The sequence below is a fragment of the Ancylobacter sp. FA202 genome (assembly GCF_000380205.1).
Taxonomy (GTDB): domain Bacteria; phylum Pseudomonadota; class Alphaproteobacteria; order Rhizobiales; family Xanthobacteraceae; genus Ancylobacter.
The window spans coordinates 3,478,597-3,504,421 of sequence record NZ_KB904818.1 but is presented as its reverse complement, the minus strand read 5'-3'; the positions used below and the strand labels follow the sequence as shown (position 1 = coordinate 3,504,421).

Annotated in this window: 28 protein-coding genes; 9 read left to right on the top strand and 19 right to left on the bottom strand. The window is 67.5% G+C overall.

Annotated features, from left to right (window positions below):
* The 7 genes from A3M1_RS0116000 (at position 1) to A3M1_RS0115970 (ending at position 7,578) form a co-directional block, all read left to right on the top strand.
* Positions 1-975 carry a sugar-binding transcriptional regulator gene (locus tag A3M1_RS0116000; RefSeq protein ID WP_018390000.1) on the top strand — a complete coding sequence of 325 codons (975 nt, stop codon included), beginning with the start codon at positions 1-3 and terminating at the stop codon, positions 973-975.
* 47 nt (positions 976-1,022) lie between these two features.
* A complete protein-coding gene (locus A3M1_RS0115995; protein ID WP_018389999.1) occupies positions 1,023-2,105 on the top strand; it encodes an ABC transporter ATP-binding protein in 1,083 nt (360 codons plus the stop codon).
* 156 nt (positions 2,106-2,261) lie between these two features.
* Positions 2,262-3,299, top strand: coding sequence for an NAD(P)-dependent alcohol dehydrogenase (locus A3M1_RS0115990; protein WP_026221345.1), 1,038 nt, complete (start codon positions 2,262-2,264; stop codon positions 3,297-3,299).
* A gap of 187 nt (positions 3,300-3,486) precedes the next feature.
* Positions 3,487-4,215: an SDR family oxidoreductase gene (locus A3M1_RS0115985; protein ID WP_018389997.1), complete on the top strand. Its 729-nt coding sequence runs from the start codon at positions 3,487-3,489 to the stop codon at positions 4,213-4,215.
* 3 nt (positions 4,216-4,218) lie between these two features.
* Positions 4,219-5,823, top strand: a complete 1,605-nt coding sequence (locus A3M1_RS0115980; protein WP_018389996.1) for an FGGY-family carbohydrate kinase — start codon at positions 4,219-4,221, stop codon at positions 5,821-5,823.
* A 141-nt stretch (positions 5,824-5,964) separates the two neighbouring features.
* Positions 5,965-6,342, top strand: coding sequence for a DUF2934 domain-containing protein (locus A3M1_RS0115975; protein WP_018964062.1), 378 nt, complete (start codon positions 5,965-5,967; stop codon positions 6,340-6,342).
* A 96-nt stretch (positions 6,343-6,438) separates the two neighbouring features.
* The gene (locus tag A3M1_RS0115970; protein ID WP_018389994.1) at positions 6,439-7,578 is read left to right on the top strand and encodes an ROK family protein; all 1,140 of its coding nucleotides are present in this window, start codon (positions 6,439-6,441) and stop codon (positions 7,576-7,578) included.
* Between the two features lie 8 nt (positions 7,579-7,586).
* Here the strand turns inward: A3M1_RS0115970 and A3M1_RS0115965 are convergent, their stop codons facing one another.
* The 19 genes from A3M1_RS0115965 to A3M1_RS0115875 all read right to left on the bottom strand — a co-directional run bounded on the left by A3M1_RS0115965 (position 7,587) and on the right by A3M1_RS0115875 (position 22,978).
* The gene (locus tag A3M1_RS0115965; RefSeq protein ID WP_018389993.1) at positions 7,587-8,075 is read right to left on the bottom strand and encodes a low affinity iron permease family protein; all 489 of its coding nucleotides are present in this window, start codon (positions 8,073-8,075) and stop codon (positions 7,587-7,589) included.
* A 53-nt stretch (positions 8,076-8,128) separates the two neighbouring features.
* Positions 8,129-8,314: a DUF3008 family protein gene (locus A3M1_RS0115960; RefSeq protein ID WP_018389992.1), complete on the bottom strand. Its 186-nt coding sequence runs from the start codon at positions 8,312-8,314 to the stop codon at positions 8,129-8,131.
* 80 nt (positions 8,315-8,394) lie between these two features.
* Entirely contained in the window at positions 8,395-8,901 is a 507-nt protein-coding gene (locus A3M1_RS0115955; protein ID WP_018389991.1) for a ferritin-like domain-containing protein, read from the bottom strand.
* A gap of 139 nt (positions 8,902-9,040) precedes the next feature.
* Positions 9,041-9,457 (bottom strand): hypothetical protein, encoded by a 417-nt coding sequence (locus A3M1_RS0115950; protein WP_018389990.1) that lies wholly within the window; start codon positions 9,455-9,457, stop codon positions 9,041-9,043.
* 78 nt (positions 9,458-9,535) lie between these two features.
* Entirely contained in the window at positions 9,536-10,504 is a 969-nt protein-coding gene (locus A3M1_RS0115945) for a carbohydrate kinase (protein ID WP_018389989.1), read from the bottom strand.
* 23 nt (positions 10,505-10,527) lie between these two features.
* Entirely contained in the window at positions 10,528-11,964 is a 1,437-nt protein-coding gene (locus tag A3M1_RS0115940; RefSeq protein WP_018389988.1) for a mannitol dehydrogenase family protein, read from the bottom strand.
* A 105-nt stretch (positions 11,965-12,069) separates the two neighbouring features.
* Positions 12,070-13,068 carry an ABC transporter ATP-binding protein gene (locus A3M1_RS0115935; protein ID WP_018389987.1) on the bottom strand — a complete coding sequence of 333 codons (999 nt, stop codon included), beginning with the start codon at positions 13,066-13,068 and terminating at the stop codon, positions 12,070-12,072.
* A 10-nt stretch (positions 13,069-13,078) separates the two neighbouring features.
* Positions 13,079-13,909 carry a carbohydrate ABC transporter permease gene (locus A3M1_RS0115930; RefSeq protein ID WP_018389986.1) on the bottom strand — a complete coding sequence of 277 codons (831 nt, stop codon included), beginning with the start codon at positions 13,907-13,909 and terminating at the stop codon, positions 13,079-13,081.
* Position 13,910: 1 nt separating this feature from the next.
* Positions 13,911-14,783 (bottom strand): carbohydrate ABC transporter permease, encoded by an 873-nt coding sequence (locus A3M1_RS0115925; protein WP_018389985.1) that lies wholly within the window; start codon positions 14,781-14,783, stop codon positions 13,911-13,913.
* A 253-nt stretch (positions 14,784-15,036) separates the two neighbouring features.
* Complete coding sequence (locus A3M1_RS0115920) at positions 15,037-16,353, bottom strand: sugar ABC transporter substrate-binding protein (protein WP_026221344.1); 1,317 nt, start codon at positions 16,351-16,353, stop codon at positions 15,037-15,039.
* Between the two features lie 278 nt (positions 16,354-16,631).
* A complete protein-coding gene (locus tag A3M1_RS0115915; protein ID WP_018389983.1) occupies positions 16,632-17,591 on the bottom strand; it encodes a sugar-binding transcriptional regulator in 960 nt (319 codons plus the stop codon).
* Complete coding sequence (locus A3M1_RS0115910) at positions 17,588-18,280, bottom strand: HAD family hydrolase (protein ID WP_018389982.1); 693 nt, start codon at positions 18,278-18,280, stop codon at positions 17,588-17,590. The genes A3M1_RS0115915 and A3M1_RS0115910 overlap by 4 nt, the downstream gene beginning before the upstream one ends.
* A gap of 66 nt (positions 18,281-18,346) precedes the next feature.
* A complete protein-coding gene (gene tehA, locus A3M1_RS0115905) occupies positions 18,347-19,297 on the bottom strand; it encodes a dicarboxylate transporter/tellurite-resistance protein TehA (RefSeq protein ID WP_018389981.1) in 951 nt (316 codons plus the stop codon).
* Between the two features lie 52 nt (positions 19,298-19,349).
* Positions 19,350-19,766, bottom strand: coding sequence for a DUF6691 family protein (locus A3M1_RS0115900; RefSeq protein ID WP_018389980.1), 417 nt, complete (start codon positions 19,764-19,766; stop codon positions 19,350-19,352).
* Between the two features lie 4 nt (positions 19,767-19,770).
* Positions 19,771-20,199, bottom strand: coding sequence for a YeeE/YedE family protein (locus A3M1_RS0115895; RefSeq protein ID WP_018389979.1), 429 nt, complete (start codon positions 20,197-20,199; stop codon positions 19,771-19,773).
* A gap of 4 nt (positions 20,200-20,203) precedes the next feature.
* Positions 20,204-20,539 carry a helix-turn-helix transcriptional regulator gene (locus tag A3M1_RS0115890; protein WP_018389978.1) on the bottom strand — a complete coding sequence of 112 codons (336 nt, stop codon included), beginning with the start codon at positions 20,537-20,539 and terminating at the stop codon, positions 20,204-20,206.
* Between the two features lie 20 nt (positions 20,540-20,559).
* Positions 20,560-21,441 carry an MBL fold metallo-hydrolase gene (locus tag A3M1_RS0115885; protein ID WP_245261701.1) on the bottom strand — a complete coding sequence of 294 codons (882 nt, stop codon included), beginning with the start codon at positions 21,439-21,441 and terminating at the stop codon, positions 20,560-20,562.
* 36 nt (positions 21,442-21,477) lie between these two features.
* Complete coding sequence (locus A3M1_RS0115880; RefSeq protein WP_018389976.1) at positions 21,478-21,681, bottom strand: DUF2892 domain-containing protein; 204 nt, start codon at positions 21,679-21,681, stop codon at positions 21,478-21,480.
* A gap of 127 nt (positions 21,682-21,808) precedes the next feature.
* A complete protein-coding gene (locus A3M1_RS0115875; RefSeq protein ID WP_245261699.1) occupies positions 21,809-22,978 on the bottom strand; it encodes a cytochrome-c peroxidase in 1,170 nt (389 codons plus the stop codon).
* Between the two features lie 306 nt (positions 22,979-23,284).
* Here A3M1_RS0115875 and A3M1_RS0115870 point away from each other — a divergent pair, with 306 nt between their 5' ends.
* A complete protein-coding gene (locus A3M1_RS0115870; protein ID WP_018389974.1) occupies positions 23,285-24,214 on the top strand; it encodes an alpha/beta fold hydrolase in 930 nt (309 codons plus the stop codon).
* Positions 24,211-25,800 (top strand): rhodanese-like domain-containing protein, encoded by a 1,590-nt coding sequence (locus A3M1_RS0115865; RefSeq protein ID WP_018389973.1) that lies wholly within the window; start codon positions 24,211-24,213, stop codon positions 25,798-25,800. Before A3M1_RS0115870 ends, A3M1_RS0115865 begins: the two co-directional genes overlap by 4 nt.
* The last annotated feature ends 25 nt before the right edge of the window (positions 25,801-25,825 follow it).

Sequence of the window (25,825 nt, the reverse complement as noted above, 5' to 3'; positions counted from 1 at the left end):
ATGAACGGTAGCGGGCGCGAGCGCGGCAAGCCAGTGGGCACGCAGGAGATGGAGGCGGCGCAAATCCGTGCGCGGGTCGCCTGGCTCTATTACATTGGCGGCCTGACCCAGCAGGAGATTGCCGACCAGCTCGGACTCACGCGCCTGCGCACCAACAAGATACTTGGCCAAGTGCGCTCCGACGGCTCGGTCTTCATCGACATCCGCCTGCCCATGGCCGACTGCATCGAGGCCGAGGAGCGGCTGAAGGCGAAGTTCGGGCTCGCCCATGTCAGCGTCGTCCCTTCCCTGCCTGATGAGACCGAGCAGCAGCGCGTGATCGGCGAGGCCGCCGGCGGGATGCTCGACGGTCTGCTGGAGAACGGCATGGGCCTGGGCGTCGGCTGGGGCAAGACGCTTGCCGCCGGGCTCAAGCGCGTTACCGCCCGCCCCATGGCGGAGAGCTGGGTGACATCGGTCATGGGCGGGCTCACGCGCGGCTCGGGGTCGAGCACTTTCGAGGTCGCCACCGGCTTTGCCCGCGCGATCTCGGCCGAATGCTACTATCTCGCCGCGCCGCTCTATTTCCCCACCCCGGAGAGCCGCACCATGCTGCTCTCGCATCATGGGATCAGCGAAACCATGCGCCGCGCGCGCACCGTGGACGTGGCGCTGCTCTCCTGCGGCGACATGACGACCCGCTCCCTGCTGGTGCAGACCCAGACCGTTTCGGAAAACCTCGACAGCCTGCGGGCCGCCGGCGCGGTGGGCGACTTGTTGGGCATGTTCCTCGATGCCGATGGGCGCCCGGTGGACCACCCGCTGAACGAGCGCGTGCTCTCGCTGGCCCCGCACGAGCTGAACCCGGTGCGCCATTCGATCCTCGCCTCGGGCGGCCTCTATAAGGTGCCGATCGTGCGGGCGATCCTGCGGGCGGGCTATGTGAACCGATTAGTAACGGACGAACGCTGCGCCGACGCGCTGCTCAAGAGCTGATGGACGGCCACCGGACCTTCGCGGCCGGCCTATCTGGAGACTGCACGATGACCTTCCTGCGACTGGACAACATCAAGAAGAACTATGGCGACGCCGCCGTCATCAAGGGCGTCAGCTTCGAGGCCGAGAAGGGCGAGTTCGTGGTGTTCGTCGGTCCCTCGGGCTGCGGCAAGTCCACCCTGCTGCGCATGATCGCGGGGCTGGAGGATGTCAGCTCGGGCGAGCTCTACATCGACGGCAAGGAAGTGACCTATGAGGAACCCGCCAAGCGCGAGGTCTCCATGGTGTTCCAGTCCTATGCGCTGTACCCGCATATGAGCGTGTTCGAGAACATGGCGTTCGGCCTGCGGATGGCGAAGAAGCCGGAAGCGGAGATCAAGGCGCAGGTGCTGGAAGCCGCCCGCATCCTGCAGCTGGAAGCGCTGCTGGAGCGCAAGCCGCGTGCCCTCTCCGGCGGCCAGCGCCAGCGCGTCGCCATCGGCCGCTCCATCGTGCGCCACCCCAAGCTGTTCCTGTTCGACGAGCCGCTGTCCAATCTCGACGCCGAATTGCGCTCGCAGATGCGGGTGGAGATCGCCAAGCTGCACCGGGCGCTCGGCGCCACCATGGTCTATGTCACCCATGATCAGGTGGAGGCGATGACGCTGGCCGACCGCATCGTGGTGCTGCGCGCCGGGCTCGTCGAGCAGATCGGCTCGCCCACCGAGCTTTATGACACGCCGGCCAATACCTTCGTCGCCGGCTTCATCGGCTCGCCGAAGATGAACTTCATCAATGCCAAGGTCGCCTCCATCACCGGCAGCACCCTGGCGCTAGAGCACACCACTTTCGCCGGCGGCAGGTTGACCCTCGACACGCCCGCCGCCGCCCGCACCAAGGTCGGCGCGGCGGTGACGGTGGGCCTGCGGCCCGAGCACCTCACCGTGAACACCGGCAACCCGGTGCTGGCGCTCACCCTCGACTTCGCCGAGAGCCTCGGCGGCTCGACCCAGCTCTACGCCCGTTCGGAAGGCGAGCCGATCATCGCGCTGACCGCCGGCCGGCCGAACCTGAAGCCGGGCGACGCGCTCACCCTCGGCATCGACCCCTCCCACATCTATCTCTTCGACGTTGCCGGCCTCGCTCTCTAGAGCATTTTCCGCGAAAGTTGACAGACTTTCGCGACCAGAAAATGCTCTAGCTTATTGATTACATGGCACTTTCTTATCGATCAGGTGATTTCACCTGATCGGAAAGGGCCCTGAGCACTCCCGACGACGGCACACTCCAGCAGGACACGCCCCATGGTGCAGGCACTGGTTCTCGAAAAGAAGGGCGAGCTTTCCCTTCGCGACATCGACCTCCCGCTTGAGGTCGGCCCGGACGACGTCAAGATCGCCATCCACACGGTCGGCGTCTGCGGCAGCGACGTGCATTACTACACCCATGGCGCCATCGGCTCCTTCGTGGTGCGCGAGCCCATGGTGCTCGGCCATGAGGCGGCGGGCGTCGTCACGGCGGTCGGAGCCAACGTGAAGAACCTCAAGGTCGGCGACCGGGTCTGCATGGAGCCGGGCGTGCCGAACATGAATTCGCGCGCCACCAAGCTCGGCATCTACAATGTCGATCCGGATGTGCGCTTTTGGGCGACGCCGCCGATCCATGGCGTGCTGACCCCCGAGGTCGTCCACCCCGCCGCTTTCACCTACAAGCTGCCCGGCAACGTCTCCTTCGCGGAAGGCGCGATGGTGGAGCCCTTCGCGGTCGGCCTGCAGGCCGCCACCCGCGCCCGCATCACCCCCGGCGATGTCGGTGTGGTGATCGGCTGCGGCCCGATCGGCATCATGACGGCGCTGGCGGCGCTGGCGGGCGGCTGCTCGCGCGTCTACATCTCCGATCTCTCGGCGCCGAAGCTGGCGATTGCCGGCCAGTATCCGGGCGTCCACCCCGTCAACATCACCGAGCGGCCGCTCGCCGAGGTGGTCTCGGAGGAAACCGAGGGCTGGGGCGCGGATGTGGTGTTCGAGGCCAGCGGGTCGCCGCGCGCCTATGAGGGCATCTTCGATATCGTCCGCCCCGGCGGCACGCTGGTGCTGATCGGGATGCCGGTGGAGACGACGAAGTTCGACGTGGCGGCGGCGATCATCAAGGAAGCGCGGATCGAGACCGTGTTCCGCTACGCCAATAATTTCGACCGCGCGGTCAACCTCATCGCCTCCGGCAAGGTCGATCTCAAGCCGCTGGTCTCCGAGACCTTCGACTTCGCCCGCAGCATCGAGGCGTTCGACCGCGCCGCCAAGGGCCTGCCGACCGACGTGAAGCTGCAGATCGTGATGCCGGGCTGAGGCGGCGCCCTACCCCCTCTCCCCGCCGGGGAGAGGGTTGGAGTGAGGGGCCGGTTCGCCCATAAGAAGGCCCCGATTCCCCCTCACCGACCCGCTTCGCGGGCCACCTCTCCCCCGCGGGGAGAGGAAAGAGACGAGCTTCTTCCGCCCGTTCGATCGGGCGTCTACCAACCCATCGGAGTCTCACATGGCAAACCGGCTTGAAGGCAAGGTGGCCGCCATAACAGGCGCAGCGTCAGGCATCGGGCTCGAATGCGCCCGCGCCATGCTCAACGAGGGCGCCACCGTCGCCCTCGTTGACCGCGCCGCCGACACGCTCGCCGCGCTCTGCACTGAGCTCGGCCCGAAGGCGGTGCCTGTCGTGGTCAATCTGCTCGACCCCAAGAGCGTCGCCACCATGCTGCCGCAGATCCTCGAGAAATGCGGGCAGCTCGACATCTTCCACGCCAATGCCGGCGCCTATATCGGCGGCGACGTGGTGGAAGGCGACCCCGACGTGTGGGACCGGGTGCTGAACCTCAACATCAACGCCGCCTTCCGCACCGTGCAGGCGGTGCTGCCGCACATGGTGGAGCGCGGAAGCGGCGACGTGCTGTTCACCTCCTCCATCGCCGGCGTGGTGCCGGTGGTGTGGGAGCCGATCTACACCGCCTCGAAATTCGCCGTGCAGGCCTTCGTCCACACCACGCGGCGGCAGGTGGCCAAGCACGGCATCCGCGTCGGCGCGGTGCTACCGGGGCCTGTCGTCACCGCCCTCATCAAGGACTGGCCACAGGCCAAGCTCGACGAGGCGCTTGCCTCCGGCGCCCTGATGGAAGCAAAGGAAGTGGCGGACTGCGTCATCTTCATGCTGACGCGACCGCGTAACGTGACCATACGCGATCTAGTGATCGTGCCGAACGGAACGGACCTCTAGGCCATGGGCGGATGCTTCGCGGGAATCGATGTCGGCACGGGTAGCGTGCGCGCCGGCATTTTCGATGCGGACGGACGGCAGCTCGCCGTCGCCAAGCGCGACATCCGCATGTGGAAGGAAGCGGGCGATATCGTCGAGCAATCGAGCGACGATATCTGGGCCTGCGTCTGCGCCTGCGTGAAGGAGGCCTTGGCCGCCGCCGGGCTCGCGCCGGCCGACATTGCCGGCATCGGCTTCGACGCCACCTGCTCGCTGGTCGTGCTTGGCGAGGGCGGGCATCCCCTCCCCGTCGGCCGGCATGGCGACCCCGCCCGCAATGTCATCGTGTGGATGGACCACCGCGCCACCGGCCAGGCCGATCGCATCAACGCGCTGGGCAGCCCGGTGCTGGACTATGTCGGCGGCACGATCTCGCCGGAGATGGAAACGCCCAAGCTGCTCTGGCTGAGCGAGGAACTTCCCGCCACCTTTGCCGGCGCCTGGCAGTTCCTCGACCTCGCCGATTTCCTTACCTGGAAGGCCACCGGCAGCCTCGCCCGCTCAGTTTGCACCGTCACCTGCAAATGGACCTATCTCGCCCATGAGCAGCGCTGGGACGCGAACTATTTCCGCAAGATCGGCCTTGGTGCGCTGGCCGATGAGGGTTTTGCCCGTATCGGGACCGAGATCGTCGCCGCCGGCACACCGCTCGGTGCCGGGCTGACGGCCGAAGCCGCGGACGAACTCGGCCTCGCGCCGGGCATCGCCGTGGCGGCAGGGCTGATCGACGCGCATGCCGGCGGCATTGGCACGGTGGGTGCGCGCGGCGGCAGTGGCGACGTGCTCAGCCGCATGGCCTATGTGTTCGGCACCTCGGCCTGCACCCTGCTCACCACCACCGAGCCTGCCTTCGTGCCCGGCGTCTGGGGGCCCTATTTCTCGGCCATGGTGCCGGATGTCTGGCTGAACGAGGGCGGCCAGTCCGCCGCCGGCGCGGCTATCGACCGGCTGGTGCGGCTGCATCCCGCAGCACCCCAGGCCGCTGAGCTGGCGCGCGGCGCGGGGCAGAGCCTCAATGTCTGGCTCGCCCAGCGCGCCGAGGCGGCGGGCGGCGCCGGCGCCATTGCCGAGCTCGCCGGCACGCTGCATGTGGTGCCGGAGTTTCTCGGCAACCGCGCCCCCTTTGCCGACCATCTCGCGCGCGGCATCATCGCCGGGCTCGGCATGGATGAGGGGCTCGACAGCCTGGTCGGGCTCTACATGGCCGGGCTGGCGGGTATCGGCTACGGGCTGCGCCAGATTCTCGACGCTCAGGCCGCTAAGGGCGCGCGCACCGAGACCGTGGTGATTTCCGGCGGCGCCGGCCAGAGCCCGCTGGTGCGTCAGGTGCTCGCCGACGCGGCGCAGGTGAACATCGCCGCCACGTCATCACCCGAGCCGGTGCTGCTCGGCTCGGCGATTCTCGGCGCCGTCGCCGCCGGCCGCTATACCAGCTTCACCGATGCCATGGCCTCCATGTCGCAGATCGAGGTGGTGTATCCGCCGGGGGCGCAGACGCGCGACTGGCACGCACGCCGCTTCAAGGCGTTCGAGACCCTGCAGGCCGCCTATCGCAGTCTGCGGGACTGAGGCGCCCCGCTTCAGCTCACCGCGACGAAGAGTCCATACGTCGTCTTCCGTCTTCTGCTTTTCATCGGAGTGGGGCACCTTGCCTATAGCGCAGCGGTGCCGAACGGTTCACGCTGGACGATCTGTTGCAGGGGACCCGCCATGAACGAGCGAGAGACGCGTATCCGTGAATGGGCCTACCGGCTTTGGGAAGAAGAGGGATATCCTCATGGCCGCGACGGAGAGCACTGGTTCCGCGCCGTCGCGATCGTGATGGAGGAAGACGAACTGCCAGAGGCCGGGAGTGAGCCTGAGGCTGCTGCCGACACGGAACTCGCGACCGAATCGGAAGCCTTGCCCGAATTGGAAGCCGCGCCCGAAGTGGAAGCCGCGCCCGAGGCGGCCGCCGAGCCGGAGCCGGCACCGGTGGCCGCCGCGAAGCCGAAGGCGGCCCGGCCGAAGAAGGCCAGCGCGGAATCGACCATCACGGAAGCGCCGGCACCCGCCCCGGTATCACCCGGCCGTCGCAAGCGGTCCTAAGCCGGTCGCTACCATCTTCCTACCGGGCGATGGAACGCCCGATCGTCCTCATTCGTTCTCGACACGATGAAGCGAGAGCGAATGGGAAGCATGGGAATGGCCAAGAGCGCAGCGCAGACCAAGAGCGCGGAGCACAAGACCAAGGAGACACCGCCGAATGTGGCGGTGCACGGCGCCGCCACGCTGACCGGCGTGACGGTGGATGCGTTCAACGCTCAGCTGCGCGACGAAGATGGCTTTATCGGCGACCGCGCCCGCCGCGCCGCCTTTTTCGAGATCTTCGACCGATGGCGTGATCTAGGCGACCGCAAGCTCTCAGTTCTCGGCGACACGCCGACAGCCGAGCTGTCCAAAACGGTGATCGACGACGCCCTGGCCAACGGCAAGCCGCATGAGCAGGCCATCATCCACAGCGCCATCGAGGAATACGCCAACGAGCTGTTCGCCGTGCTCCGCCGTCTGCTGCGCAGCAAGGAATGGCGCGACACCCAGCGCGTCGTCATCGGCGGCGGGCTGAAGGCCGGCCGCTTCGCCGAGATCGCGGTGGCGCGGACGGAACTTCTGGCGCGTGCCGAGGGCATCGATATCGAGCTGCGTCCGATCCGGCACGAGCCCGACGAGGCCGGGCTGATCGGCGCGGCGCATCTCGCCCCAAGCTGGATGTTCACCAGCTTCGACAATATTCTGGCCATCGACATCGGCGGCACCAACATTCGCTGCGGCATCGTCAGGCTCAACCTCGACAAGGCGGACGACCTCTCCAAGGCCCGCGTGCGCAGCTTCGAGCTGTGGCGCCATGGCGATGAAGAACCCAGCCGCGAGGAGGCTGTCGCAACGCTGGTCGGCATGCTGGAAAAGCTGATCGCACAGGCTAAGAAGGACGATCTGCGCCTCGCGCCCTTCATCGGCGTCGGGTGCCCCGGCTCGATCGCCGGCGACGGCACCATCGAGAATGGCGCGCAGAACCTTCCCGGCAACTGGCAGAGCTCGCGCTTCAACCTGCCCTCGGCACTATGGGAGGCCATCCCCTCCATCGCCGGCAACGAGACCACGGTGGTGATGCACAATGATGCCGTGGTGCAGGGGTTAAGCGAGGTGCCCTTCATGCAGGATGTCGCGCATTGGGGGGTGCTGACCATCGGCACCGGCCTTGGCAATGCCCGCTATACCAATCGCAAGCGCTCCACCGGCAAGGACAGGAGTGGGGGCGGCAAGATGTCGGGCGAGAAGGACTGAGGTCAGCCTCAGCCCGGGGTGGGCGCCGGCCGCGGGCCGCGTTCCGCCTCGGGCTTGCCTAAGCGGCCGGTGGCGCGTCCGGCCGGCGCATCCGCTTCATCCTCGCCGCCCTCACGCTCACGGCGGGCGAGTTCTTCATATTCGCCGCGAATCTTCTCTAGCGCCCCATCGTCGAGCTCCTCCAGATCGAGCAGGACACGCCGCGTCCCCTCGGTCCGGGCGATCAGCTCGTCGATCTTGATGTGAAGCGCGGCCGTGTCCCGATTCTGGCTGTTCTGGATCACGAACACCATCAGGAAGGTGATGATCGTGGTGGAGGTGTTGATGATGAGCTGCCAGGTATCGCCGAAACCGACAAAGGGCCCGGTGAGGGCCCACAGCACGATAAGACCCGCCGCGCCGGCAAAAGTCACCGGCTTGCCGGCCTGGGTCGATATCCACTGGGCGAAGCGGGTGAAATAGGAGCGCGTCGGCTTGCCACGGCTGCTGAGTGCCATTTTCGACCTCTATGATGACTGCGGGTCGCCGCGCTACCGGCCCAAGCCGGCCTTCAGTCGTCCACGCGCTCGGGCTTGCCTTTGCGCTTGGTGCTGGCGAGTTCTTCCAGCTCCTTTTCCGTCATGGATTTCGCCATCGACTTTGAGGCTCCCTTGAGTTCGCTCTTCTCTGTTTCGCCGCGCTTGGCGGAGAGCGCCGCGCCGGCGGCCATCTGCTGGGCTTTCGATTTGGCAGGCATTGCGTCCTCCTCTCTCGCGTCTTGCCGCATCGCGCCGCTGCCGGCCTCGCCGAGGGCGAGTGCCGGCAGCGTGTACGCTCTTATTCGGCAGCGTGCAGGTTGACACGGGCTTCCGCCAGCTTGGTCAGCTTGGCGTCCGTGGCTTTTTCCTCTTCGAGGTTCTTCGCCAGCACGCTGGCGCAGTCCGGCCGGCCCAGCAGCTTGGCCCAGGCGATGAGGGTGCCGTAGCGCGTCATCTCGTAATGCTCGACCGCCTGCGCCGCCGCGATCAGCGCGGCGTCCAGCACCTGCTTGTCCGCCACCTCGCCGGAGATTTCCTCGGCCTCGTCAACAATGCCGTCGATCGCCGGGCAGGTGACGGCCTTGGCCTCGACGCCATGCATCTTGAACACTTCCTCGACGCGAAGAATGTGGCCTTCGGTTTCAGACAGGTGCTTCTGGAAGTCAGCCTTGAGTTGAGGATCGCTCGCCTTCTCGATCATGTCGGGCAGCGACTTGGCGATCTTCTTCTCGGCATAATAGATGTCGCGAAGCGTATGGACGAAGAGATCATCCATCGTCTTGATGTCCTTGGAGAACAGACCCATGGTAAATTCCTCCATGTGAGATGGTATACGGGCGCCCTCTATTGCCAGGCACCGCACGCGGCGGATTTAGGCCGCGCTCTATCACATCAACAACTGAACCCGGCCCGTCGTTCCCGGATTTTCCGAGCGCCCCGCGCGCTTACATCGGCGCGGGCACAGGGTCGCGCGGAGGAAGATCGATCGGCGGCGCGGTCGGCTCGTCGAGCGGCTCCTCGACCTCAGGGGTGATGTCCGGGTCCTGGTCGGGCGGCATCGCCGGCTCATCGATGCCCGGCTGCGGCCGATCCGGCGGCGGATCGCGCGGCGGCGTCGCCAGAACCGGAACGGCGCCCGCCCCCTGTTGCGGGGGCGGCGGGGCGGGCCAGGGATCACTGACATTGGGCGGAACAGGATCGCGGATCTCGGGGACGTCGGGATCATGCACCGGCGGCTGCACCGGATCGTGAATCGGTGCCGGGTCAGGGGTGGGGGGCGTGTCCGGCACCGGGTTCACATCCGGCATCGGCGGCACACCCGGCGAGCCGGGCGTTATGGCGGCGGCCTGGCTGGGGATCATGGCGAACTCTCCTCCCGTTTTGCCTGTCAGGCTCAACGCCGCCCGCAGGCGGGGGGTTCCGGAGAGATGGCCCTGCCTTCAGTCCGCCGTCGCCACCTCGTCTCGCCAGGGCGGATTGGCGCCGGCGCGTGTGACCGAGATCGCCGCGGCGCGGCTGGCGAAATCGAGCACCGCGCCGAGCACGTCTTCCGACAGGCCCGACAGCGCCCGCGGCGTCGCCAGTCCCCGCTCGACCAGCGCGCAGAGGAAAGCAGCGTTGAAGGTGTCGCCGGCCCCGACCGTGTCGGCGACCGTCACCGCCTGCCCCGGCACGGCCACGTCCAGTCCCTCGCCGAACGCGCGGGCGCCCTTGGCCCCCAGCGTGATGAGAACAAGGCGCGGCCCCATGGCGCGGATACGCTCCGCCTGGGTCGCGATCTCACCCGGCCCGGTGAGCCAGAACAGGTCCTCGTCGGAGAGCTTGACCACATGGCTGAGGGCGATCAGCCGGAAGAGGCGAGCGCGATAGATGGCCTCGTCGCGGATGAAGCCGGGGCGGATATTGGGGTCGAGCACGATAAGCCGCCCCTGCCCGTCCGCTGCCGTGCGCGTCGCCAGCGCCTCCATGGCCGAACCGACCGGCTCGCCCACCAGGCTGATCCCGCCAAAGAACAGCACCCCGACCTCGTCGGGAAGATCAGGCAGATCGGCCGGGGTGAGCATGCGACCGGCGGTGTTCTCGTCGAGGAAGAGATAGCGCGCCTGCCCTTCCACCAGCGTGACGAAGGCCAGCGTGGTGTGGCGGTCCACCGGGACGCACAGGCTGGCATCGGCGCCGGCCGCGTCGAGGGCGGCACGCAGCTGCACGCCGAACATGTCGTTCGACAGGCCATACCAGAAGCGCGTCTTCACGCCCAGCCGGGCAGCAGCGATGGCGGTGTTGAACACCGCCCCGCCCGGCAGCGGTAGGAAGGCCTGCCCCTCCGGCGTCGGACGCGGCACCATGTCGATCAGCGCCTCGCCAGCGCAGAGCAGAACCGGTGCGGAGGGCGTGGCGGGGGCGGACATGGGCGGGCTCCGATGCGTTCCGACTAGCCCGCGAGATAGTCGTCGAGAACGGCGCGGGCGCCCTTCGCCCATAGCGCGCGCAGCGCCTGCGCGAAAGCCACCACAATGTCGGGATCGCTGCCGAGATCGCCATAGACCTCGCTCATGGCGAGCCAGACGGCGGGATCCTCCTTCGCCGCGCGGGCGCGGGCGGTCAGTTCGTCCCAATTAGGGTCGTTCGGCGCGATCACCGCCCCGCTGTCGCTCCCCCCGGCGCAATAGCGGCACCACAGGGCGGATTCGAGAATCAGCCCTGTGGGCAGGCAGCCGGCGGCGCGGTTATCGCGGATCGAGGGGACGATGAATTTCGGCTGGCGGTTGGAGCCGTCGAGGCAGAGCCGGCGCACCGTGTCCGCCACCTCGGGGTTGGCGAAACGCTCGCGGATGACGGCGTAATAGGCGGCGAGGTCAGTGTCCGGCACCGGCGGCACGATCGGGATGATTTCCTCGCGCTCCACTTTGTCGAGGAAGGCGGAGATGAGCGGCTCCTCCATCGCCTCGTGGACGAGATCGACATCCATCAGCCCGCCGGGATAGGCGATGATGGCATGGCCGCCATTGAGGATGCGGATCTTCATCGCCTCATAGGCGTGGACATGCTCGGTAAAGACGACGCCGACTTTTTCAAGCGCCGGGCGGCCGGCGGGGAAATGATCCTCCAGCACCCATTGGCGGAAGGGCTCGCAGGTGACAGGCACCGGGTCAATGAGCCCGAACGCTGCGGCCATGGCGCGCTCGCGCTCCCCCGTGGCGGGGGTGATGCGATCGACCATGCCATTGGGGAAGGCGACATGGGCTTCGACCCAGGCGGCGAAGTCCGGGTCGGACAGCCGGGCCAGCCCCACCACCACCTGCTGCGTCACATGGCCATTGCCGGGAAGGTTGTCGCAAGACATCACGGTGAAGGGCGGCACACCCGCTGCCCGGCGACGCTTCAGCGCGGCGAGAAGGGCGCCGAACGCCGTCTCCGGCGCGTCGGGGCTGGCCGCATCGGCCTGGATGGCGGGCGCGCCGGTGTCGAGCCGCCCGGCCGAATCCATGAAATAGCCGCCCTCGGTCACGGTCAGGCTGACGATGCGGATTTCCGGCCGCGCCATGGTGGCGATCAGCGCGCCATTGCCCGGCTCGACGGGGAGAAAGTCGATCATCGCGCCGATGCGGCGGGCGCGCCGGCCGGAGGGGTCGAGTTCGATGACTGTGGAGAGGCAGTCCTGCGCCTTCAGCGCGTCGCGCATCGCCGCATCGGCCGGGCGCACGCCCGCGCCGATGATCGCCCAGTCATGCCCCTCGCCGAGGGCGAACAGGTCGTCCAGATAGACCGCCTGATGGGCCCGGTGAAAATTGCCGAGGCCGATATGGACGATGCCCGGCGTCAGGCGGGCGCGGTCATAAGCGGGAAGCGCGGGGGCGGGGGTCGTCATCTCTCAGGTCTTCCGGTTGTCGCGCCATGGGGGATGGCCGACGTTGAAGGCGGGGCCGACGGCCGGGCGCCCTATCTCAGGCGAAGGAGGCAGAGGCGCGCGCTTTTACGCCATCGCCTTGCCGGCGGCGTCGAAGCGGTGAAGCTTGTCGGCCTGCGGTCTCAGGCTGACCGAGGCCCCATGGCGCAGCGGCACGTCGCCGCCGACGCGGACATTGATCTGGCCGACGCCCTCCACCTCGACCTTGAGGAAGGTGTCGGAGCCGAGGTGCTCGCACAGGCCGACCATGCCCTTCCATGGCCCGTCCTCGGCGATGTCGATATGCTCAGGGCGCACGCCGAGCGTGTGGGCACCATGCTTCGCCGCTTCCGCGCCCTCGATCAGGTTCATCTTCGGGCTGCCGATGAAGCCGGCGACGAACAAATTGGCCGGCGAACGATAGAGCTCCAGCGGGCTGCCCACCTGCTCGATCCGCCCGGCATTCAGCACCACGATGCGGTCGGCCATGGTCATGGCCTCCACCTGGTCGTGGGTGACGTAGACCATCGTGGTCTTGAGCGTGTGGTGCAGCTCGGAAATTTCCTGCCGCATCGAGACACGCAGCGCCGCGTCGAGATTGGACAGCGGCTCGTCGAACAGGAACGCCGCCGGCTCGCGCACAATGGCGCGGCCGATGGCGACGCGCTGGCGCTGGCCGCCGGAAAGCTGGCTCGGCTTGCGGTCGAGATAGGGGGTGAGGTTCAGCACCTTCGCCGCTGCCTCCACCTTGCGCTGCTGCTCCTCGGCCGGCAGGCCGGCCATGCGCAGCGGGAAGGCGATGTTCTTGCGCACGCTCATATGCGGGTAGAGCGCGTAGCTCTGGAACACCATGGCGAGGCCGCGCTTGGCCGGCGGCAGCTTCGTCGCGTCCTTGCCGTCGATGGAGATGGTGCCGGACGACGTGTCCTCCAGCCCGGCGATGAGGCGCAGCAAGGTGGACTTGCCGCAGCCCGAGGGGCCGACGAACACCACGAACTCGCCCTCGGGAATGACGAGGTCGATGCCCTGGATGATCGACACGCCGCCGAAGGACTTGCGGACCTCGGAAAGAACGATCTCGCCCATAAGTCTCTCCCTATTTCACGGCGCCGAAGGTCAGCCCGCGCACGAGCTGCTTCTGGCTGAACCAGCCCAGGATCATGATCGGCGCGATGGCCATGGTGCTGGCGGCTGAAAGCTTGGCGTAGAACAGCCCTTCCGGGCTGGAATAGCTGGCGATGAAGGCGGTGAGCGGCGCGGCGCTGGCCGCCGTCAGGTTCAGCGTCCAGAAGCTCTCATTCCAGGCCAGGATGACGTTGAGCAGCAGCGTCGAGGCGATGCCCGGCACCGCCATAGGCGTCAGCACATAGAGGATTTCCGAGGACAGCGTCGCCCCGTCCATCCGCGCGGCTTCGAGGATCTCGCCGGGGATTTCCTTGAAGTAGGTGTAGAGCATCCACACGATGATCGGCAGGTTCACCATGGTGAGCACGATGACGAGACCGGTCTTGGTGTCGAGCAGGCCGGCGTCGCGGGCCAGCAGGTAGATCGGCACGAGCACGCCCACCGCCGGCAGCATCTTGGTGGAGAGCATCCACATCAGGATGTCCTTGGTTCGCTTGCCCGGCACGAAGGCCATCGACCACGCCGCTGGCACGGCGATGATGAGCCCGAGCACGGTCGAGCCGACCGAGATCACCACCGAATTCCAGAAATGCGCGAGATAGTCGGAACGCTGGTTTACCGTCTCGTAGTTCTCAAGCGTCCACTCGAAGAACAGGAAGGACGGGTGCGAGTTGATCGCCTCGCCTTCGGTCTTGAACGAGGTGAGGAAGGTCCACAGGATCGGGAAGAAGATCAGCAGCGCCACGCCCCAGGCGAGCACCGTGACGGCGGCCTTGTGGCCCTTGGAAGCCTCGCGTGCCATCTCATGCCTCCAGGTTCTTGCCGATCATCCGCATCAGGAAGATCGCGACGATATTGGCGAGGATGACCGCGACGATGCCGCCCGCCGAACCCAGGCCGACGTCGAACTGCAGCATGGACTGCATGTAGACGAGGAAGGTCAGCGTGGTGGAAGCCGTGCCCGGACCGCCATTGGTGGTGACGAGGATTTCGGCGAAGACCGACAGCAGGAAAATGGTCTGGATCAGCACCACCACCGTCATCGCCCGCATCAGATGCGGAACGGTGAGGTGCACGAAGCGCCAGATCGGGCCGGCGCCGTCCATCTCGGCCGCTTCCATCTGCTCGCGGTCGAGGCTCTGCATCGCGGTGAACAGGATCAGCGTCGCAAAGGGCAGCCACTGCCAGGCGACGATGGCGGTGATGGAAGCGAGCGGGGCACTGGCGAAGAAGTCGATAGGCTGCAGCCCCAGCGCCCGCGCCAGCGCCGCGAACAGCCCGTTCACCGGGTTCATCAGCATGTTCTTCCACACCAGCGCGGACACGCTCGGCATGACGAAGAACGGCGCGATGACGAGGATGCGCACGATCCCCTGCCCCCACATGGGCTGGTCGAGCAGCACCGCCAGCGCGATGCCGCCGACGACGGTGATGACCAGCACGCCGAGGACGAGCGTCAACGTGTTGACCAGAGCCGGCCAGAAGGCCGGATCGGTGAAGAAATAGCTGTAGTTCTCGAAGCCGGTGAACTCTTCCGTGCCCGGCATCAACAGGTTGAAGCGCAGGAAGGAGAAATAGATGGTCATGCCCAGCGGCACGATCATCCAGAGGAACAGCAGCAGAACCGCCGGGGAGAGCATCAGCCGGCCGGCAATGCGTGAGGCTTGCGTCGCCATGGAGGGCCTCCCTGGCCAGAGCGCGCCGCCGGCGAGGCGCGCCGCGGGCTCGGAGAAACGGAACGGATCGGGTTCGACGGCGCGGCGGCACGGGGCGTCGCCAGCGTAGCCGCGAGGTTTCACCCCTTCAGGGGAAGGTCCCGACACGGCGCGGGAGCGGGAGACACCCGCACCGTGTCGGGAAGCAGCCCGGCGCGGGCGGGCGCCGGGCGGACCGTGACGGCCTTCGCAGCGCGAAGGCCGGTAGAGACGCCTACTTCTTCGGGTAGCCGGCGCGTGTCATCTCACGGGTGGTGAGCGCCTGCGCGGCGGCGAGCGCCTGGTCGGCGGTCGAGGTCCCGGCGAGAGCGGCCGAGAACTGCTGGCCCACCGCCGTGCCGATCGCCTGGAACTCCGGGATCGCGACGAACTGGCCGCCCGTATAGGGCACAGGCTGGTCGGACGGCTTCTGGGTGTTGGCCGATTCGATCGCCGTGAGGGTCATCTCAGCGAAGGGCGCGACCTTCAGATAGTCCGGGTTCTTGTAGAGCGAGGTGCGCGTGCCGGGCGGCACATTGGCGATGCCCTCCTTCTCCGCCACCAGCTTGCTATAGGCCGGCGAGGTCGCCCAGGCGACGAAGGTCTTGGCGGCTTCCGCCTTGGAGGTGGTCGCCGGGATGGCGAGGTTCCACGACCACAGCCAGTTGCCGTGGTTGGAGCCGCCCTTGCGAACCGGCGCCGGGGCGAAACCGACCTTGTCGGCGACCTGCGATTCCTTGGGGTCGGAGATGAAGGACGCCGCCACGGTGGCGTCGATCCACATGCCGCACTTGCCGGTCTGGAACAGCGCCAGGTTCTCGTTGAAGCCGTTAGAGGAGGAGCCGGGCGGGCCGTATTCCTTCATCAGCTTCAGATAGGTGTCGAGGGTCTTCTTCCACTCGGCCCCGTTGAACTCAGGCTTCCATTCCATGTTGAACCAGGCGCCGCCCATGGAATTGTTCATCGAGGTGAGGAACGCCATGTTCTCGCCCCAGCCGGCCTTGCCGCGCAGGCAGATGCCATAGATGCCGGCGCCCTTGTCGGTCATCTTCGCCGCGGCGTCGGTGATGAAGTCCCAATCGGGATTCTCGGGCATCTTCAGCCCGGCCTTCTCCAGAAGGTCGGTGCGATACATCAGCATCGAGCTTTCGGCGTAGAACGGCACGGCGTGGAGCTTGCCGTCGACGGTGAGGCCCTGCGCCACCTGCGGCAGCAGGTCGGCCTGGTCGTAAGCGGCGCCAAGGTTCTCCAGCGGCATCAGCCAGCCCTGCTTGGCCCAGATCGGCACTTCGTAATTGCCGATGGTCAGCACGTCATACTGGCCGCCCTTGGAGGCGATATCGGTGGTCACGCGCTGGCGCAGGACATTCTCTTCCAGCGTCACCCAGTTGACCTTGATGTCGGGATGCAGGGCGTTGAACTCGGGCGTCAGCCGCTGCATGCGGATCATGTCGCCATTGTTCACGGTCGCCACGGTGATGGTCGTCTGCGCCGAGGCCGAGCCCATCAGGGCAACCAGCAGCGAGGCACCCGCGAGGGTGCGGAATGTCACGGTCATAGCTCTCCTCCCTTCGGCGTTTTTGAGCAAATAATCGCCGTATGGGCAAATACTCACGCGCACCCATGCAGGCGTCAAGTGAATTCGATGCTGCACGCGCGAGCAGTCCGCCCGCCTTTGGTCGAAAGAACGCCATTCTGTGGTATTATATTAGGCATTCCGGCCACTTAGTGTGCACGCAACAGCCCGCCCCGGCACGCTGCCGATGCGTCACAGGCCTCACATGCACGTGTGCGGGGGGCGAACCCTTTGGGCGGCGGGTGGGCGGAGGCTCAGCCCGCCAGAATGCCGGCGGCGGTCGGCTCATCGGTGACGAGGCCGTTAATGATGCCGGAGGTCAGCGCCGCCCGGAGCGCCACGATTTTGGCTTCGCCAGCGGCGATGCCGATAACCGGGCGCTCGGGGGTCGCAATCTCCACCCGCACGCCGGTCAGGCGGGCATTTAGCGCGAGGTCGAGATAGCGCCCCTGGCGATCATAGATCCAGCCGGCCACCTCGCCGGCCGCGCCGACACGCTGGATCTCGTGCAGTTCGTCCGCCGTGAGGAAGCCGTCGGTCATCAGCGGCGCGTCCTCGCTCATCTGGCCCACGCCGACAAAGGTCACGTCCGCCGCCTGTGCCAGCCCGCGCACCTTGCGCACGGCGCCCAGCGACTGGAGCGTGCGGTTCTCCTCGACGCTGTCGACCAGCACCGGAACCGGCATCGGGTAATGCGGCGCGCGCACCTTCTCGGCCAGACGCATGATGACCTCGAAATAGGAGGCCGAGCCATCAAGCGCGATATTGCCGAGCAGTGAGACGAGGCGGTGCTGCGGCGCCTCCACCGGGCTCAGCGCGTCCACCATGCCGCGCAGCGCCCGCCCGGTACCGAGCGCGATGACGCGCGAGCCGTTTTCTGCCAGCACCCGCTCCATCTCCTCGGCGGCGGCGGGGGCGATCGAGCGCACCGGGTCGCGCGAAGGGCCTAGGCCCGGCATCACCCGGCAGCGCACCAGTCCGAAGCGCGCGCGCAGCGCCGCTTCCAGTTCGACGCAGCGGGCGAGGTGATGGTTCAGCCGCACATGGATGAGCCCGGCCGCCACCGCCCGGCTGACAAGGCGCTGCGCCCGCTGGCGCGACAGCCCCATCTCGCTGGCGATCTGGTCCTGCGTCAGGCCCCCGACATAATAGAGCCAGGCCGCGCGGGCGGCCTGGTCGTCGATCGAAGCGTCCATGTCGGAGGTCAGGCTCATGTCGGGTCTGCTATGTCGGGCGGGACGTGAAAGAGAGTGGGCATCGCCGCCCGGATTTCCTGGAAGCTGGCAAAGCGCCGGTGCGGACTTACGTCGGCGGGCAGTGGCATGTCCATGCCCGCGAAATGCGCGCCGCCGACGAAATGCCAAACCTCCATGCCGGCAGCCAGTCCGGCGGTGACCCCCGCAGCGCTGTCCTCCACCACCACACAGGCGGCCGGATCGACGCCCATCTGCGCGGCGGCGTACAGGAAAAGGTCCGGCGCCGGCTTGCCGCGCGCCACCTGCGAAGCAGTGAAGGCGCGGCCCGCGAACAGCTCCGCAAGGCCGACCATCCGCAGCGAGGCGGCCAGGCGCGGGGGGCTGGACGAGGTGGCGAGGCAGAACGGCACGGTGAGCGCCGCCAGCGCCTCCATCGCCCCCGCCATGGGGGCGAGACCGGCCTCGAAGCCCACCAGCAGCCGGCTGCGGTAATCATCCTCGAACGAGGCCGGCAGATCCCTGCCGAAACGCGCCTTCACCTCGGTTCGGATCACCGTATGGGCGCGGCCGATGAAATGGCGCGCCACGAAATCCATGTCGACGGCGACGCCGTTACAGGCAAGCTCGTCGATCAGCGCGCGGGCAGCGAGCATCTCGCTGTCGATCAGCACGCCGTCGCAATCGAAGATGATGAGCCCAGGCCGCATGCGAGCGGTCTAGCCTTCAAGCCGCCCGCCGTCCAGCGGCACCGGCAAGGCTTCCGCGCGCTCTGATCACCCGCGCTTTTGCGGCGGCAGCAACCGGCCGCTCGCCAGCTGCCAGAGGCTGTGGGCAGAAGCGAGGGTGACGACGCCGGTGGCGAGCGCGAGCAAGAACGGCGCCAGCATCGCCAGCACGCCCGTCTCGCCCCGTGCCACCAGAATCAGGGTCGCGGTCGCCAGCGCGGTCAGGCCGAAGGTGAAGGCCCAATAGGCCGGCGACAGTGGCTGGCGCAGGATCCAGGGCAGCAGCCGGGCGATCAGCAGCAGCTGGAGCAGCCCATAGCCCAGCAAGGCCCGGGCGAAGATATCCGGCCCGCCCGAGGTCAGGCTGAGATAGGTCACGGCGCCGACCACCGGCGGCGCCAGCTGGATGCCCAGCGTCGGGCGCTGCGCCGGCGGCAAGGCGGAGCCGTGCTGGAAGCGGTTCAGAAGTACCGATTCCATGGCGAGCCAGGAGAACAGGCCGGCGCCGAAGGCCAATTGGCCCCAGTCCTGGAAGCCGAGCACCCCGCAGGCAGTGCCGGTGACGAAACTCCCGGCCACCAGCGGCAGGTACATCACCGGCGTCGCCGCTTCCGGGTCGCGCTCGCCGCGCCACATGCCGCCGGTGCGCCAGACGCCGAAGCCAAGCGTGAACAGGGCGCCGGCCAGCAGAAGCCCCTCGGCGATGGCGCGGGAATAGGGCGCCGCCCCGATGCTGACCAGCAGCGTCGCCACGCCGGCCAGCCCGACGAAACCCGATTGCACCGGGTGGTGAAGCTCCTCCAGCGCCAACGGGCGGGCGAGCAGCCATTTGAGGACATAGAGCAGCAGGACCACCGCCCAGACGAGGGCGCCCGCCGCCATGATCGCCTCGCCGAGGACCGCGGGCACGCCCCAGAGCGCATGGGCGGCGCGCCAGCTTCCGCCCAGCCCGCAAAGGCCCAGCACCATGCCGAAGAAGGAGACCGGCACGATCGGCAACCCGCTGTTTTCCCGCACGGCGCTCTCCCTCCGGCGCTGGTGAAACGGCTCGTCAGACCTTGCGTTCGGCCAGGGCGCGCGCCGCCCACATGCCCGCCAGCATGGCCGGAATGAAGGCCAGCGTCCCCGGCGCGGCAAGGCCGAGCGCGGTGAAGGCCGGGCCGGGACAAAAGCCACCCAGCCCCCACCCTATGCCAAACAGTGCCGGCCCGACGATCAGCCTTGCGTCGATATCGCTGCGGGTCGGCAACTGGAAGCGCGGCGCCATCAGCGGCGCGTCGCGCACCAGCACCAGCCGGAAGCCGATGAAGGCGACCACCACCGCACCGCCCATCACAAAGGCGAGCGAGGGATCGAACGTGCCGAACAGATCGAGAAAGTTCAGCACCTTGGCCGGGTTGCTCATGCCGGAGACGATAAGGCCGAGGCCGAACAACAGGCCGAGGCCGAGATTGACGAGGATCGACATCGCCTCAGCCTCCGATCACATGGCGCACGACATAGACGGTGGCAAAGCCCGCCGCCATGAACACGCCGGTGGCGACAAAGGAACGCCGCGACAGCCGTGCCAGCCCGCACACGCCATGGCCCGAGGTGCAGCCCGAGCCCCAGACCGAGCCGAAGCCGACCAGCAGACCGGCAACCACCATCAGCACGAGGTTCGCCGACACCGTCTGCACCACCGACGCGCCGGTGACGGCGGCATAGAGCAGGGGCGCGCCGACCAGCCCGGCGATGAAGGCCAGCCGACCGGGAAAAGCCCTGTCCCCATAAGGCGGGAACAGCCGGCTGGCGATACCGCTGATGCCGGCGATGCGGCCTTCCGCCAGCAGCATCAGCACGGCGCTGAGCCCGATCAGGGCACCGCCGATGAGGGAGGCAACGGGGGTGAAGTCGGTCATGATCCTATCGTGTGGTTTCGGCCGCGTGCGGTGCGCAGAACAGGGCGTGCATGGTGGCGATGAAGGCTTCGACACGCGGATCGGCGAGCCGGTAGAACACCTGCTTGCCCTCCTTGCGGCCGACGATCAGCCCCGCTTCGCGCAGCCCGGCGATCTGCTGCGACAGGCCGGGCTGGCGGATGCCGAGCAGATCCTCCAATTCGCGCACCGAGCGTTCGCCCTGCACCAGCGCACAGGCCACCATCAGCCGGTCAGGATTGGACAGGGTCTTCAGGAAGGCCGAAGCCTCCCCCACCCTGGCCTTCATCTCGGCGATGTCACTGGCGGGCGTGTCGAGCATCGTGTCTTCCCCGGATGGCGTCAGTCCCACACCGCGCCCTTGAGCAGGTCGAGCGGGATCTTGAGATAACGCACCCCGTTCGATTCCGGCACCGGCAGCCGACCACCATTGGTGTTGATCTGCAAGGACTGGAGGATCAGCTTGGGCATGGCGAGGCTGCGGTCGCGCGCCTCGCGGATGGCGACGAAGGCGTCCTCGTTCCGGCAGCGCGCCATGTGGATATTGCCCGTCTTCTGTTCGGCGACGGTGGATTCCCACAAGGGTTCGCGCCCGCCCGGCTGGTAGTCATGGCCGGTGAAGAGGCGGGTCTCGTCGGGAAGCGCCAGAATGGCCTGGATCGAATTCCACAGTACCCTCGCGCTGCCGCCGGGGAAATCGGCCCGCGCGGTGCCGCTGTCGGGCATGAACAGCGTGTCGTGGACGAAGGCGGCATCGCCGATGACATAGGTGATCGAGGCCAGCGTATGGCCGGGAGAGAACATCACCCGGGCACGGATGTCGCCCACCATGAACGTCTCGCCGTCAGTGAACAGCCGGTCCCATTGCGAGCCGTCGGCGGGAAAGTCCGGCCAGTTGTAGAAGCCCTTCCAGAGCCTCTGCACGTCCTTCACCCTTTCGCCGATGGCGGTGGGGGCGCCGGTCTTCTCCTTGAGATAGGGCGCGGCGGAGAAGTGGTCGGCATGGGGGTGGGTGTCGAGAATCCACTCGACCGTGTAGCCCCGCTCGCGCACGAAGGCGAGGATGCGGTCGGCATTGAGAGAGGCGGTCTGGCCCGACTTCTCGTCGAAATCATAGACCGGGTCGACGATCGCGCACTTCTTCGTCGCCGGATCGGCGACGACATACTGGACCGACCAGGTGCGCGGATCGAAGAAGCCAGTCACTTCGGGCTTTTGCGTCATGGCGGGCTCCTTGACGTCAACCGGCATCGGCCAGCCTCACTTGCGCCCGGCCACCGGGCAGGTGGAAAGGCCGAACACGGAATAGAGTGGGCAATTGCCCATCAGCGCGGTCAGCAGCGGCACGAGGCCGATGAGGCCAATCCAGCGCAGATCGCCTTCCAGCACGAAAATCAGCGAGAGCAGGACGAGGCCGAGGACGATGCGAACGGCCTTGTCGATGGGTCCGACGTTGCGGGTCATGGCGGTTTTCCTGGGCGCGGCAGGTCCGTTCCTGCCACTCTCTATCTATAACGATTGCATTAAATTGCAATCGTTATATCACAAGTATAAATGCGTAAGCCTCCCCCTATCGCTGCCGCCTCTCTCGTCAGCGGGCGGCGGCGGGAGGCTCCAGCAGCGGCTCCAGGCGTTGGTCGGTCAGCGTCTTCAGGAACGCGACCAGCGCGTCGATGCGCCGATCATCAAGCGCGGGGCCGCTCTCAAGCTCCTTGAGTGACAGCGTGCCGGCAACCTCCGGCGGGTCCCAGGCCTCGCCGGTCTCAGGGTTGATCTGCCGCCCCGGCGCGGCGGAATTATACTTGTTGTAGAACAGGATCACCGTCCTCAGATCGTTGAAGACGCCATTGTGCATATAGGGCCCCGTCACCGCGACATTGCGCAGGCTCGGAACCTTGAACTGGCCGTCATGGGCACGAGCCGACGCCACCTTGCCTGTCTTGCGCCGCTTGATGTCGGCCCGCGCCGCCAGGCCTCGATCCGCCGGCACGGCGAGTTCCGGGTTGGCTGGCGTGCCGATATTGTGGAAGCGGTAATTTGAGAAGGTCTCGCCCTCCCCGCCATTCGGGGTGAGCTTGTGGCACTGGCCGCAATTGGTGAACTGGTTGGAGAAGAACAGCACCCGGCCCAGTTCCTCCTGCGGGGTCAGGGCGAGGGTACCGCGCAGATAGCGGTCATAACGGGAATCGAAGGGCGAGACGGCGGTGCTCTGCTCATAGGCCGCCAGCGCCTGCGTGAGCGCGGCGAAGGCGCGGGTGTCATCGTCGAAAACGTCCGGGCCGAAGGTGGCGCGGAAAGCGTCGAAAGTGCCGGGCTTCTCCTTCAGCCGAGCGACGACGCTCGCCTTGTTGGGCATTGCCATCTCAACCGGGTTGAGCAGCGGCTGCCCCGCCTGGTCGGCCAGCGTCGCCGCGCGCCCGTCCCAAAACTGGCCACCCACCGGGTTGCCCTTGGCATCGGTGCCGAAGGCGGGCGCGTAGCCGGCATAGCTCACGCTCGGCGCGTTGCGGACCCCGCGCGAGACCCCGTCATCGCCCAGCGACACCGGCCCGCCGCGCGGATCGGCGAAGCCTTGGGCGGGATCGTGGCAGGTGGCGCAGGACTGGGTGCGGTGGCGCGAGAGATCGACATCGAAAAACAGCGCCTCGCCCAGCCGCACACGGGCCTCCTTGTCCGGCCCGTCCTGCTCCTCGGCCCACCCCATCGAGGCGAGCGGTAGGAGGGCAATCAGGGTCGCCAGTATGGCCATGGAGGATTTCATGATCGGCCACCACGCCGAAGGAACGTTACGCCCGCCGCTTGTCCTGCCAGACGAGGCCCCGCACGATTGGACATTCTGACCTACCGGCCCGCCGGCCTCGCCGTCATCCATAGGAGTGCTGGGTCGACATGGAAGGGCGCGCCGCTCGTTGGATCGGCGCCCGCGTGGTCGACAATCTGAACCTTGCCATCAGTTCGTCGCCGAATTGGCACTGGCTGCGCAATGCTCTTGCCTTTCGCAGCCATATTGTTGACAGTTGGCACAATGCGGACAGCGAAGTCCGATCCCCTGCGAGGAAAGCGCCCAATGGAAGTCGCCGAAGCCATTCCCGAACTCGTTCCCACCACACGGCTGATGGAGGGCTTCACCTTCCAGCGCATCAAGACGCGCGGGGCCGAGATCAATGTCGCCATCGCCGGCGAGGGCCCGCCGCTGCTGCTCATACATGGCAACCCTCTGACGCTGGTCAGCTGGCACAAGGTCGCCCCCTCGCTGGCCCGCGACTTCACTGTCGTCGCCATCGACATGCGTGGCTATGGCGACAGCTCCAAGCCCGAGGGCGGCGAGGACCATTCCGGCTATTCCTTCCGGGCGCTGGGCGAGGATGCGTTCGAGGTGATGGACGCGCTCGGCCATGAACGCTTCGCCGTCGCCGGCCATGACCGTGGCGCCCGCGTCGGCTTCCGCATGTGCCTCGACCGGCCCGAGCGCATCACACGCTACGCCGCACTCGACATCGTGCCGACGCATCATGTGCTGAACAACATCACGCTCGGCTGGGCGCGCGAGAGCTATCACTGGTTCTTCATGGCGCAGAAGGCGCCGTTTCCGGAAAACCTGCTGGGCGCCGACCTCGATTATTACATGCGCTACAAGCTCAACAAGAAGGGTGTGGGGCTGGAGATATTCACACCCGAGGCGATGGACGAATATATACGCTGTGCCACCAAGGAGCAGATTCACGCCGTCTGCGAGGATTACCGCGCCACCATCACCGTCGACCTCGACATGGACACGGCGGACTATGGCAAGCGCAAGATCGCCTGCCCGACGCTGGTGATCTGGGGCACCAACAGCCATTGCGGCCGCCACTTCAAGCCGGTGGAAGCCTGGTCGGAATGGGCGGACGACCTTGTCGGCCTGCCGGTGCCGACAGGCCACTACCCGGCCGAGCACCGCCCCGACCTCATCTATGCCGCCTTCCACCGCTTCTTCCGTGGTCAGCCCGTGACATGAGCGCGGCAGCTTTAACGGCAGCGGCGGCGAAGGCCCGCCTGCATGAAGGCGAGGAGATCGCCTTTCTCGACGTGCGCGAGGCGGCAGCGTTCGGCGAAGGGCACCCGCTCTTCGCCGTGCCCTGCCCGTTCAGCCGGCTCGAGGCCTCCGCCCTCGCGCTGGTGCCGCGCGCCGACTGCCCGGTGCTGCTTATCGACGACGGCGATGGCATCGCCGAGAAGGCCGCGCAACGGCTGGCGGCCTGCGGCTACACCGATGTTTCCCTCGTCCAAGGCGGCCTACCGGCCTGGGACGCGGCAGGCTTTGGCGTGTTCGCCGGAGTCAATGTGCCGAGCAAAACGCTCGGCGAACTTCTGGAGCACGACCATCACCCCGCGATGATCGACGCCGCCACGCTGGCTCGCTGGCGGCGCGAGGGGCGCGCACACGCCTTCTTCGATGCCCGCCCTCCCGTCGAATACGCCAAGATGCGGATCGAGGGCGCGCGCTGCGTGCCCAATGGCGAGCTCGCCCATCGGGTCGGCGTCGCCGTGCCGGACACGGCAACGCCGATCGTCATCACCTGCGCCGGCCGCACGCGCGGCATTGTCGGTGCCCTGACACTGCGCGCCATTGGCGTGCCCAACCCGGTCTATGCGCTGGAGAATGGCACGCAGGGCTGGGCGCTCGCCGGCCTGCCGCTGGATAGGGGCGCGCAGGCCGATCCGCTCCCGGAACTGGACCGGACGCAGGCGCAGGCCAGCCGGGAAGGTGCGGCGCGCCTCATCGCCGCCGCGCAGCTCTCCACCCTCACGCCTCGCGCGGCGCAAAGCCTGCTGGACGAGCCCGGCCGCACCAGCTTCCTGTTCGATCTGCGCAGCGCCCAGGAGCGGGCCAGCCGGCCGGTGCCGGGCGCCGTCCCCGCCCTTGCCGGCCAGTTGATCCAGGCGACGGACCAGTATGTCGGCGTCCGCCATGCGCGGCTGGTCCTGGTCGACGACACCGGCCTGCGGGCGGCGCTGGCGGCGCTGTTCCTGCGCGCGCTCGGTTACGACACGCATGTGCTAGCGCTGGACGATGCCGAGGCGGCCGAGGCCCCCGTCGTCCCCTCCCCCGCGCTCACCGCCCCCGCCCTGCCGCCGGCGATCGACGCCCGGGCGGCATGGAGCCTGGCGCAGAACGGCGTGCCGGTGCTGGATGTGCGCAGTTCCACCGAATGGGAGGCGTGGCGGCTTGACGGGGCGCGCTGGGTGCTGCGCGGCGAGCTGCCGGGCACGCTCGCGCCCTCCACGCGGCGGGTCCTTCTGCTGGGCGATGAAGCTGGCGTCGCGGCGGCAGCCTGCGAACTGAAAGCGGCTGGCATTTCCGCCCGCTGGCTACCGGCCGATGCCGACGCCTGCGCGCAGGCGGGGTGGCCGGTCGATCGCGTGCGCCGGCGCATGAGCCGGGAGGACGCCCGCGACCGGGTCTGGTTCGTCCATGACCGGCATGACGGCAATGCGGAAGCGTCCCGCCAGTATCTCGCCTGGGAGATGGGTCTGGTCCACCAGCTGGATGAGGCCGAACGCGCCGCCTTCGGCTGGGTCCCGGTTCCCGCCCCGGCCTGAGACCGCCGCGCGGCACCTCGCTCCG

Bases quoted from the DNA above. Each gene is read 5' to 3' on its own strand.
- A3M1_RS0116000 (WP_018390000.1), top strand. From the start codon at position 1: ATGAACGGTAGCGGGCGCGAGCGCGGCAAGCCAGTGGGCACGCAGGAG.
- A3M1_RS0115995 (WP_018389999.1), top strand. From the start codon at position 1,023: ATGACCTTCCTGCGACTGGACAACATCAAGAAGAACTATGGCGACGCC.
- A3M1_RS0115985 (WP_018389997.1), top strand. From the start codon at position 3,487: ATGGCAAACCGGCTTGAAGGCAAGGTGGCCGCCATAACAGGCGCAGCG.
- A3M1_RS0115980 (WP_018389996.1), top strand. From the start codon at position 4,219: ATGGGCGGATGCTTCGCGGGAATCGATGTCGGCACGGGTAGCGTGCGC.
- A3M1_RS0115975 (WP_018964062.1), top strand. From the start codon at position 5,965: ATGAACGAGCGAGAGACGCGTATCCGTGAATGGGCCTACCGGCTTTGG.
- A3M1_RS0115970 (WP_018389994.1), top strand. From the start codon at position 6,439: ATGGCCAAGAGCGCAGCGCAGACCAAGAGCGCGGAGCACAAGACCAAG.
- A3M1_RS0115965 (WP_018389993.1), bottom strand. From the start codon at position 8,075: ATGGCACTCAGCAGCCGTGGCAAGCCGACGCGCTCCTATTTCACCCGC.
- A3M1_RS0115960 (WP_018389992.1), bottom strand. From the start codon at position 8,314: ATGCCTGCCAAATCGAAAGCCCAGCAGATGGCCGCCGGCGCGGCGCTC.
- A3M1_RS0115955 (WP_018389991.1), bottom strand. From the start codon at position 8,901: ATGGGTCTGTTCTCCAAGGACATCAAGACGATGGATGATCTCTTCGTC.
- A3M1_RS0115950 (WP_018389990.1), bottom strand. From the start codon at position 9,457: ATGATCCCCAGCCAGGCCGCCGCCATAACGCCCGGCTCGCCGGGTGTG.
- A3M1_RS0115945 (WP_018389989.1), bottom strand. From the start codon at position 10,504: ATGTCCGCCCCCGCCACGCCCTCCGCACCGGTTCTGCTCTGCGCTGGC.
- A3M1_RS0115940 (WP_018389988.1), bottom strand. From the start codon at position 11,964: ATGACGACCCCCGCCCCCGCGCTTCCCGCTTATGACCGCGCCCGCCTG.
- A3M1_RS0115935 (WP_018389987.1), bottom strand. From the start codon at position 13,068: ATGGGCGAGATCGTTCTTTCCGAGGTCCGCAAGTCCTTCGGCGGCGTG.
- A3M1_RS0115930 (WP_018389986.1), bottom strand. From the start codon at position 13,909: ATGGCACGCGAGGCTTCCAAGGGCCACAAGGCCGCCGTCACGGTGCTC.
- A3M1_RS0115925 (WP_018389985.1), bottom strand. From the start codon at position 14,783: ATGGCGACGCAAGCCTCACGCATTGCCGGCCGGCTGATGCTCTCCCCG.
- A3M1_RS0115915 (WP_018389983.1), bottom strand. From the start codon at position 17,591: ATGAGCCTGACCTCCGACATGGACGCTTCGATCGACGACCAGGCCGCC.
- A3M1_RS0115910 (WP_018389982.1), bottom strand. From the start codon at position 18,280: ATGCGGCCTGGGCTCATCATCTTCGATTGCGACGGCGTGCTGATCGAC.
- A3M1_RS0115900 (WP_018389980.1), bottom strand. From the start codon at position 19,766: ATGTCGATCCTCGTCAATCTCGGCCTCGGCCTGTTGTTCGGCCTCGGC.
- A3M1_RS0115895 (WP_018389979.1), bottom strand. From the start codon at position 20,199: ATGACCGACTTCACCCCCGTTGCCTCCCTCATCGGCGGTGCCCTGATC.
- A3M1_RS0115890 (WP_018389978.1), bottom strand. From the start codon at position 20,539: ATGCTCGACACGCCCGCCAGTGACATCGCCGAGATGAAGGCCAGGGTG.
- A3M1_RS0115885 (WP_245261701.1), bottom strand. From the start codon at position 21,441: ATGACGCAAAAGCCCGAAGTGACTGGCTTCTTCGATCCGCGCACCTGG.
- A3M1_RS0115880 (WP_018389976.1), bottom strand. From the start codon at position 21,681: ATGACCCGCAACGTCGGACCCATCGACAAGGCCGTTCGCATCGTCCTC.
- A3M1_RS0115875 (WP_245261699.1), bottom strand. From the start codon at position 22,978: ATGAAATCCTCCATGGCCATACTGGCGACCCTGATTGCCCTCCTACCG.
- A3M1_RS0115870 (WP_018389974.1), top strand. From the start codon at position 23,285: ATGGAAGTCGCCGAAGCCATTCCCGAACTCGTTCCCACCACACGGCTG.
- A3M1_RS0115865 (WP_018389973.1), top strand. From the start codon at position 24,211: ATGAGCGCGGCAGCTTTAACGGCAGCGGCGGCGAAGGCCCGCCTGCAT.